6 protein-coding genes are annotated in these 7,286 nt (G+C 64.1%); 3 read left to right on the top strand and 3 right to left on the bottom strand.

What is annotated here, in order from left to right:
• From IE122_RS13320 to IE122_RS13310, 3 genes are all read right to left on the bottom strand, one after another.
• A partial coding sequence (locus tag IE122_RS13320) for a sugar phosphate nucleotidyltransferase (RefSeq protein ID WP_189621661.1) occupies positions 1-379 on the bottom strand: 379 nt, incomplete at its 3' end.
• 32 nt (positions 380-411) lie between these two features.
• Positions 412-1,185: a TonB family protein gene (locus IE122_RS13315; protein ID WP_189621660.1), complete on the bottom strand. Its 774-nt coding sequence runs from the start codon at positions 1,183-1,185 to the stop codon at positions 412-414.
• A 47-nt stretch (positions 1,186-1,232) separates the two neighbouring features.
• The gene (locus IE122_RS13310) at positions 1,233-2,627 is read right to left on the bottom strand and encodes a helix-turn-helix domain-containing protein (RefSeq protein WP_189621659.1); all 1,395 of its coding nucleotides are present in this window, start codon (positions 2,625-2,627) and stop codon (positions 1,233-1,235) included.
• Positions 2,628-2,792: 165 nt separating this feature from the next.
• Here IE122_RS13310 and IE122_RS13305 point away from each other — a divergent pair, with 165 nt between their 5' ends.
• The 3 genes from IE122_RS13305 (at position 2,793) to IE122_RS13295 (ending at position 7,196) form a co-directional block, all read left to right on the top strand.
• On the top strand, positions 2,793-4,382 hold the full coding sequence (locus IE122_RS13305; RefSeq protein ID WP_189621658.1) for an isocitrate lyase: 1,590 nt from the start codon (positions 2,793-2,795) through the stop codon (positions 4,380-4,382).
• A gap of 112 nt (positions 4,383-4,494) precedes the next feature.
• Positions 4,495-4,668 (top strand): hypothetical protein, encoded by a 174-nt coding sequence (locus IE122_RS13300; protein ID WP_189621657.1) that lies wholly within the window; start codon positions 4,495-4,497, stop codon positions 4,666-4,668.
• A gap of 416 nt (positions 4,669-5,084) precedes the next feature.
• Entirely contained in the window at positions 5,085-7,196 is a 2,112-nt protein-coding gene (locus IE122_RS13295; RefSeq protein ID WP_229814144.1) for a putative bifunctional diguanylate cyclase/phosphodiesterase, read from the top strand.
• Positions 7,197-7,286: the final 90 nt, after the last annotated feature.

Below are 7,286 nucleotides of genomic sequence, written 5' to 3'. Positions count from 1 at the left end.
CCGCCAGTGCCGCTTCGGCAAACGCCTGCGCGTTGCCGATGTGGTGATCGCTGGGGCATACCAGCATCACCGCATCGTCGGGCAGCCGGCACGCCGCCATCGCGATCGCCGCAGCGGTATTGCGCCCCACCGGCTCCACCAGCACCTGCGCGCCATCGATCCCGCGAAGCTGGGCTTCAACGTGTTCAAGGTGCACTTGGCCTGTCACCACGACCGGCGCGGCAAACCCCAGATCGGACGGGCAACGCCGAAGCGAAGCCTCGAACAAGGTGCAATCGCCGACGAGGGGAAGAAACGGCTTGGGCTTGGCGCTTCTGCTTCGCGGCCAAAGGCGCGTTCCGCTGCCGCCGCAGAGAATTACAGGGACTATCATGACCATGACTCGGCTTATGTCGCAATTGGGACGGAGAACTAAGAAAAAATAGCTCGATAATGCTGCAATGCCGAAGAAGCGTTGAAGAACCATTTTTGTTGCCAGCCAAAAGTGCTTTCGACCGGTCGGCCGCCGCCATCGGTAGCCGGGCGAAACCGGAACCGCTCGGTGGCGAGCCGGCAGGTAATGCGATCGGCCTGCGCATCGCGGCTTGGCTTGATCACGCGGCAAGCGGTGACACGGCCATCGATGCCGACCGTCAGCGCCACGACCACCCGGTCGCCGATGCGCAAGTCACGGGTCTCGCGCGGGTAATCGCGCGCCGAATTGATATCACCACTGATCTTGACCGGCGGGTTGATAGCGCCACCGCCGGTACCGCTGCCCTCGCCCCCTGCCCCGGTGCCTATCCCGGCCCCCTGTCGCCCGGTGCCCCCCCCCTTGTCGGCAGCCCCGGCGGCGTTTTCACTGCCGGTGCCGCTGACCGGAGCAGCAGCCTTGCGAGTAACGGCAACTTTCGGCCGGGGCGCAGTCACCGCGCGGGGATCGGCCTTGCGTCCGGGCGGGGCGGCCGCGCCCGCATCCTGCGACGCGGTTGCGGTTGACGAAGGGGGAGGCGACGGCGGCGGCGTGGTGACCGTCACCATGATCGCATCGGTCACGCTCTGCATCGCCTGGGTCATCAGGTGCGGGGTGAAGGCGCGGATCAGGCCCAGAATGACGATAACATGGAACAGCAGGACCAGCACGACGACCTTCCAGCGGGGCCGACGCAGGGTGCGGGCAGTAAAGTCCTGGATCGGCTCGGTCATCTTCGCACACTTCATCTGCGGCAGCCTCGGCGCAACCCGCGTGCCGGTCAGCTCTCCGAGAAACTGAACGGCTGCGTCGGGCGGTTGGTATCGTCTGCGAGGATTTCGCGACCGATCGGCGGGACCGCGCGGGCGCGGCATTCGGCGCGGTGACACAGCCGGCAGCTCAGTCCGATCGGGGTCACCGGTGCCTTGTCCGGGGTCAGCCCGGCCGCGTAGACCGTGCGCGGGGCATCCTGCGCCGCGCAGACCAGAGCGATGGCGCGCACCAGCGGAGCACGGCCGAAGCGGCCATCATAGGCGGTGACGGTGCGGGCGATCGAAAAGAAGCGCTGGCCGTCGGGCAGTTCCAGCCACTGGGTCGCGATCTCGCCCGGCCGCCGGAATACGGTGTGGACCTGCCACAAGGGACATGGCCCGCCGAGCATGGCGAACGGCACGCCCGTTGCGTCGAGCCGCTTCGAGACGTTCCCGGCCTCGTCCATGCGGATGAGGAAGAACGGCACCCGGTCATCCGCCGGACGATTGCACATCACCAGGCGATGGGCGACCTGTTCGAACGTGGAGCCGAAATGGCGGGCTATCGCCTCGATATCGTATCCGCGCGCATCCACGGCGCGCACGAAGCGGCTGTATGGCATCAGCAGCGCCGTCGCCGCATATCCGGCAAGCGCCCGACGGGCCAGCACCTGCGCGGTCGGGCTGGTGAACCGATGATCGCGCAGCAGCCGCGCCAGATCGAGCCGCATCGCGGTGTAGGCGATGTGAGTCGCGAGCTGGAAAGCGCGGGCGGGACCGTCGAGCGTCTCGTCCAGCAGCAGTTGCTGGTTGTGGCGATCGAACCGGCGCAGCGAATTGACCAGCACGTCCGGCGGCAGGAAGCGCACCCGCACACCCTTGGCGGCCAGCCACTTCTCCGCCCCGCCGGCGGTATCGATCTCTGCCGCGAGCTCCTCGGCCCGCGCCTCCAGCTCGGGAAAGTGCATGGAGGCAGCGGCCATATAGCGCTGCGCTTCGACGGTGGGATCGACTTCGCCGGTGCTGCCGGTTTCCTCACGCTCGGCCAGCGCCTGCTGTTCGCGGGTATAGGCAGTGTAGAGCCGCAGCAGCGCTTCGGAGACGCCGGGAAAGCTCATGGCCAGATCAGCCACTTCCAGCGCCGGCAGGTCGATATCGGCAAAGATCGGATCGCGCAGCACATCACTGACCCGGCGAGCATAGTCTTCCCCGGTATCGAGCGCGAGATCGCCGATATCGAGGCGGTAGGAGGTGGCGAGGCGCAGCAGCATGTCCGCCGTGACCGGCCGCTGATTGCGCTCCAGCAGCGCGATATAGCTGGGCGAAATTTCGAGATCGGCTGCCATTGCCTGCTGGGTCAGGCCCAGTTCGCGGCGGAGCCGGCGCAATCGGGGACCAAGATAGAGCGGGCGGTTCTGTGCCATAACAGGCCTCTCATGTCACAACATGACAACTTTACAAGGAATATCTGTAAAGTTTGACAACGCGACCTCAAGTCGAATTCCCGCGCAACATTTTTTCGCTTAGCAGCCGCTCATCGCAACAACGCAATCGCACCCCACACGCATTGCACCAAGGGATTGAGCATCGTGACTTACCAGCAGACCATCGCCGAAGCCGGCCAGACCTTCGAATCGCACTGGAACGGCATCGAACCCGAAAACGTCGCGCGCATGCGCCTGCAGAACCGCTTCCGCACTGGTCTCGACATCGCGCGCTACACCGCCAAGATCATGCGCGAAGACATGGCCGCTTACGATGCCGATCCCGCCAACTACACGCAGTCGCTCGGCTGCTGGCACGGCTTCATCGGGCAGCAGAAGCTGATCTCCATCAAGAAGCACTTCGGCACCACCAAGCGCCGCTACCTGTACCTCTCGGGCTGGATGGTTGCCGCGCTGCGTTCGGATTTCGGCCCGCTGCCTGACCAGTCGATGCATGAGAAGACCTCGGTTCCCGCGCTGGTCGAGGAACTCTACACATTCCTCAAGCAGGCTGACGCCCGTGAACTGGGCGGCATGTTCCGCGATCTCGACAAGGCCCGCGAAGGCGGTGACGCCGTCGAAGCCAAGCGCATCGAGCATGCGATCGACAACTATGAAACCCACGTAGTTCCGATCATCGCCGATATCGACGCCGGTTTCGGCAACGCCGAAGCGACCTACCTGCTCGCCAAGAAGTTCATCGAAGCCGGCGCCTGCTGCCTGCAGATCGAGAACCAGGTTTCGGACGAGAAGCAGTGCGGCCACCAGGACGGCAAGGTTACCGTTCCGCACGAGGACTTCGTCGCGAAGATCCGCGCCATCCGTTATGCGTTCATGGAACTGGGCGTTGACGATGGCCTGATCGTTGCCCGCACCGACTCGCTCGGTGCCGGCCTGACCAAGCAGATCGCCTTCGTTCGCGAAGCCGGCGACATCGCCGACCAGTACAACAGCTTCCTCGATTGCGACGAAGTCGATGCCGCGACCCTGGGTCATGGCGACGTTCTCATCAGCCGCGACGGCAAGCTGCTGCGCCCCAAGCGCCTGCCCTCGAACCTTTACCAGTTCCGTTCGGGAACCGGGGAGGACCGCTGCGTTCTCGACTGCATCAACGCGCTCAATTCGGGTGCCGACCTGCTGTGGATCGAGACCGAGAAGCCCCACGTCGCGCAAATCGGCGGCATGGTCAGCCGCATCCGCGAAGTCATCCCCAATGCCAAGCTGGTCTACAACAACTCGCCCAGCTTCAACTGGACGCTGAACTTCCGCCAGCAGGTGTTCGACAAGTGGGCCGCAGAGGGCAAGGACGTTTCGGCTTATGACCGCGCCCGCCTGATGAGCATCGACTATGACGGCACCGATCTGGGCAACGAAGCTGACGAGCGCATCCGCACCTTCCAGGCCGACGCGGCGCGTGAGGCGGGGATCTTCCACCACCTCATCACCCTGCCGACCTACCACACGGCGGCGCTGTCGACCGACAATCTCGCCAAGCGCTACTTCGGCGAAGAAGGCATGCTCGGCTACGTCAAGCAGGTCCAGCGCGAGGAAATCCGTCAGGGCATCGCTTGCGTGAAGCACCAGAACATGGCCGGCTCCGATATCGGCGACGACCATAAGGAATACTTCGCCGGTGAAGCCGCCCTCAAGGCCGGCGGTGCCCATAACACGATGAACCAGTTTGCCGCCGCCTGAGGCGCGCGTTCAATACAAAACCCCCGGCCGAAACGCGGAGCCTTTCGGGTTTCGGCCGGTTCAGTAACCCGCTCACGGTATACCACCCAGCGAGCAAGGAAGGAGACGTGACATGAACGATACGCCCACGCCCGAACCGGCCCGCGCCCGCGCGGTACTGTCCAACGAAGACTTCAAGCTGCTGCGGGAGGCGGTTCTGTTCTACCTCAAAGCGCACGAGGACGATCCGATCTCGTCGAAGTATTCGCACCTCTATCACCGCCTCGGCAGCGCCATCCGCCGCTGATGCGCACCGTTCGAGGCTCCGGCAGCGCCGGGGCTTCCCAAGACTTTCCTGGGGAGGAAAGCTTGACCCGTCGCACCCCGTGGTGCGGCGGGTCAATTCTGTCGGGAATTGGTCCCGCATGTCGCGGTTATGCGGCGCGGGGCAAAAGCCTGTCGATCCGATCCTGGCCAACGACCTCGAAGTCGAGCAAAAGCTTAAGGCGCTCGAAAAAAGAAGGTTGCGACGAAGCTCGGGGTTACTACTTCGGCAGGCCCGCCCTGCCGCCAAGCAGCATTCGGCGCAACGCCTCCAACGCACGAATTTCCGGCGTAAACGTGCGAAAGTGCGCATTTTGCGACATCCTTTCTTCGCAAGCGCAGCAACCATCAATTGTTAACTGCTTGCCCTTACCTTCAGCCCAACAGCGGGGCATGGTGGTGGAACAGGGACACTTGGCAAGCGATAGCGGAAGTCCTGATCAGGACGAGACGGTACGGGCACTGGAGCAGGCGCTCGAGGCGGCTTCCCGGGCGGAAAGCCGGCTGCGTGAAGCGATCGAGGTGCTGCCGGAGGGCATCGTCTTCCTTGATGCGGAAGGCCGGTACATCCTGTGGAACCAGAAATACTCCGAGATCTATTCAAAGTCCGCTGATCTGCTGGTCAAGGGCGCGCGCCTTGCCGATACGCTCAAGATCGGCATCGAGCGCGGCGACTACCCCGAAGCGATCGGCTGTGAGGAGGAATGGCTGGCGCATCGCCTGTCGCTACTCGAACAGCCCGGGTGCCGGCACGAACAGCGCCTGTCCAACGGGCAGTGCATCATGATCGAGGAGCGCAAGACCGCCGACGGCGGCACCATCGGTCTTCGCGTGGACATCACCGAGCTTCGCCAGAAGGAAGAGGCTTTCCGCCTGCTGTTCGAGCGCAGCCCGCAGCCGATGCTGGTGTACGACACGCGCAGCGGACTGGTGCGATCCGCGAACGAAGCGGCATGCATCTACCTCGGTTACGAGGCGGACGAATTGCAGGACATGCCCGCCAGAACGCTGTTCCCCGAGCATCTGTGGGCCCAGGCCAGCGAAGTCCTGGGGACCGACAGTTCTGAAACCGGCCGTCACTGGGAAATGCGCGCCAAAGGCGGCGTGGCCGTCGAGGCCGTCATTTCCACCCGCCTGTCGCAACTCGCCGGGTTCGAGGCGACGATCGTCTCGCTGTTCGACATCACCGAGCGCCGCCGGATTGAAGAGCGCATGGCCTATATGGCCCGTCATGACGAGCTGACCGACCTGGCCAACCGCGCACACTGCCGCGAACACCTGCACGACGTGGTGCAGACCGCCGCCCCGCACGAGGCGGTGACGATCGCGCTGATCGATCTCGATCACTTCAAGGCGGTCAACGATACGTTCGGGCATCACTATGGCGATGCCCTGCTGACCGAAGCGGCACAGCGCATGCGCGAACTGCTGCCTCCGCAAGCCCTGCTGTGCCGCATCGGCGGCGACGAGTTCGCCATCATCTTCCGCCGTTCCAGCCGGACCCAGACCGAGTTGGTAGCGAAATCGATCATCACCACGCTGACAGAACCGTTCCATCTGCTGGGCAACGTCATTCACATCGGCGCCACCATCGGCTTCGCCACCGCACCCTATGACAGCAGCGACCCGGAGACGCTGCTGCGTTATGCCGATCTGGCGCTCTATGCCGCAAAGACGGAAAAGCGCGGCACCTGCAAGAGCTTCGCGGCCAGCATGGACGCGGCCGCGCAGGAGAAGAACCGGCTTGAGAAGGACCTGCGCCAGGCGGTGCGATCCGGCGCGCTCGAAATCTATTACCAGCCGCTGGTCAATCTCGAAAGCGAACGCATCGAATGCTTCGAGGCCTTGCTGCGCTGGCATCACCCGGAGCGCGGCACGATTTCGCCCGAAGTGTTCATCCCGCTTGCCGAGGAACTGGGGCTGATCGACCAGATCGGCCGCTTCGTGCTGACCCATGCCTGTCAGGAAGCCATGACCTGGCCCGATCACGTCAAGGTTTCGGTCAACGTCTCACCGCTGCAGTTCCGTAACGGCAATCTCCTGAGCACGGTCATCAATGCCCTGTCCTCCTCGGGCCTGCCCGCCGGGCGGCTCGAACTGGAAGTGACCGAAGCGGTACTGATGGAAAAGGGCCCGCGCCCTGCCGCGATCCTGCGCAACTTGCGCGCCTTCGGGATCGGCATCTCGCTCGACGATTTCGGCACCGGCTATTCTTCGCTCAGCTACCTGCTCAATTACCCGTTCACCAAGATCAAGATCGACAAGTCGTTCATCCTCAACCTGCATGAGGACACGACGTCACGCGCGGTGATCCGGGCGGTCATCGGCCTCGGGCGCAGCCTTGGCCTGACCGTGGCGGCAGAAGGCGTTGAACGCGAACTCGAACGCGACTACTTGCGCGAGGAAGGCTGCACCCAAGGCCAGGGCTACCTCTACGGCCGCCCGCAGCCAAGCGCGGAAGCGGCGCTGGTAGCGAACGGATACCCGATGGAACGCCGCGACGCGGCCTGAAGCACCGGCCCATCGGCGAGGCGGGTTGCCCGCGCCGGATTTTCGGTGTTGCAATGCGGGAGCGTCGAATCGTTCCCGGCATGGCAACAG

The sequence above is a fragment of the Novosphingobium colocasiae genome (assembly GCF_014652555.1).
Lineage (GTDB): Bacteria > Pseudomonadota > Alphaproteobacteria > Sphingomonadales > Sphingomonadaceae > Novosphingobium > Novosphingobium colocasiae.
The sequence above is the reverse complement of the archived record's forward strand: the minus strand, read 5'-3'. Positions and strand labels throughout refer to the sequence as shown.

Excerpts from the sequence above, each read along its gene's own strand:
- IE122_RS13300 (WP_189621657.1), top strand. The coding sequence starts at position 4,495 with ATGAACGATACGCCCACGCCCGAACCGGCCCGCGCCCGCGCGGTACTG.
- IE122_RS13315 (WP_189621660.1), bottom strand. The coding sequence starts at position 1,185 with ATGACCGAGCCGATCCAGGACTTTACTGCCCGCACCCTGCGTCGGCCC.
- IE122_RS13310 (WP_189621659.1), bottom strand. The coding sequence starts at position 2,627 with ATGGCACAGAACCGCCCGCTCTATCTTGGTCCCCGATTGCGCCGGCTC.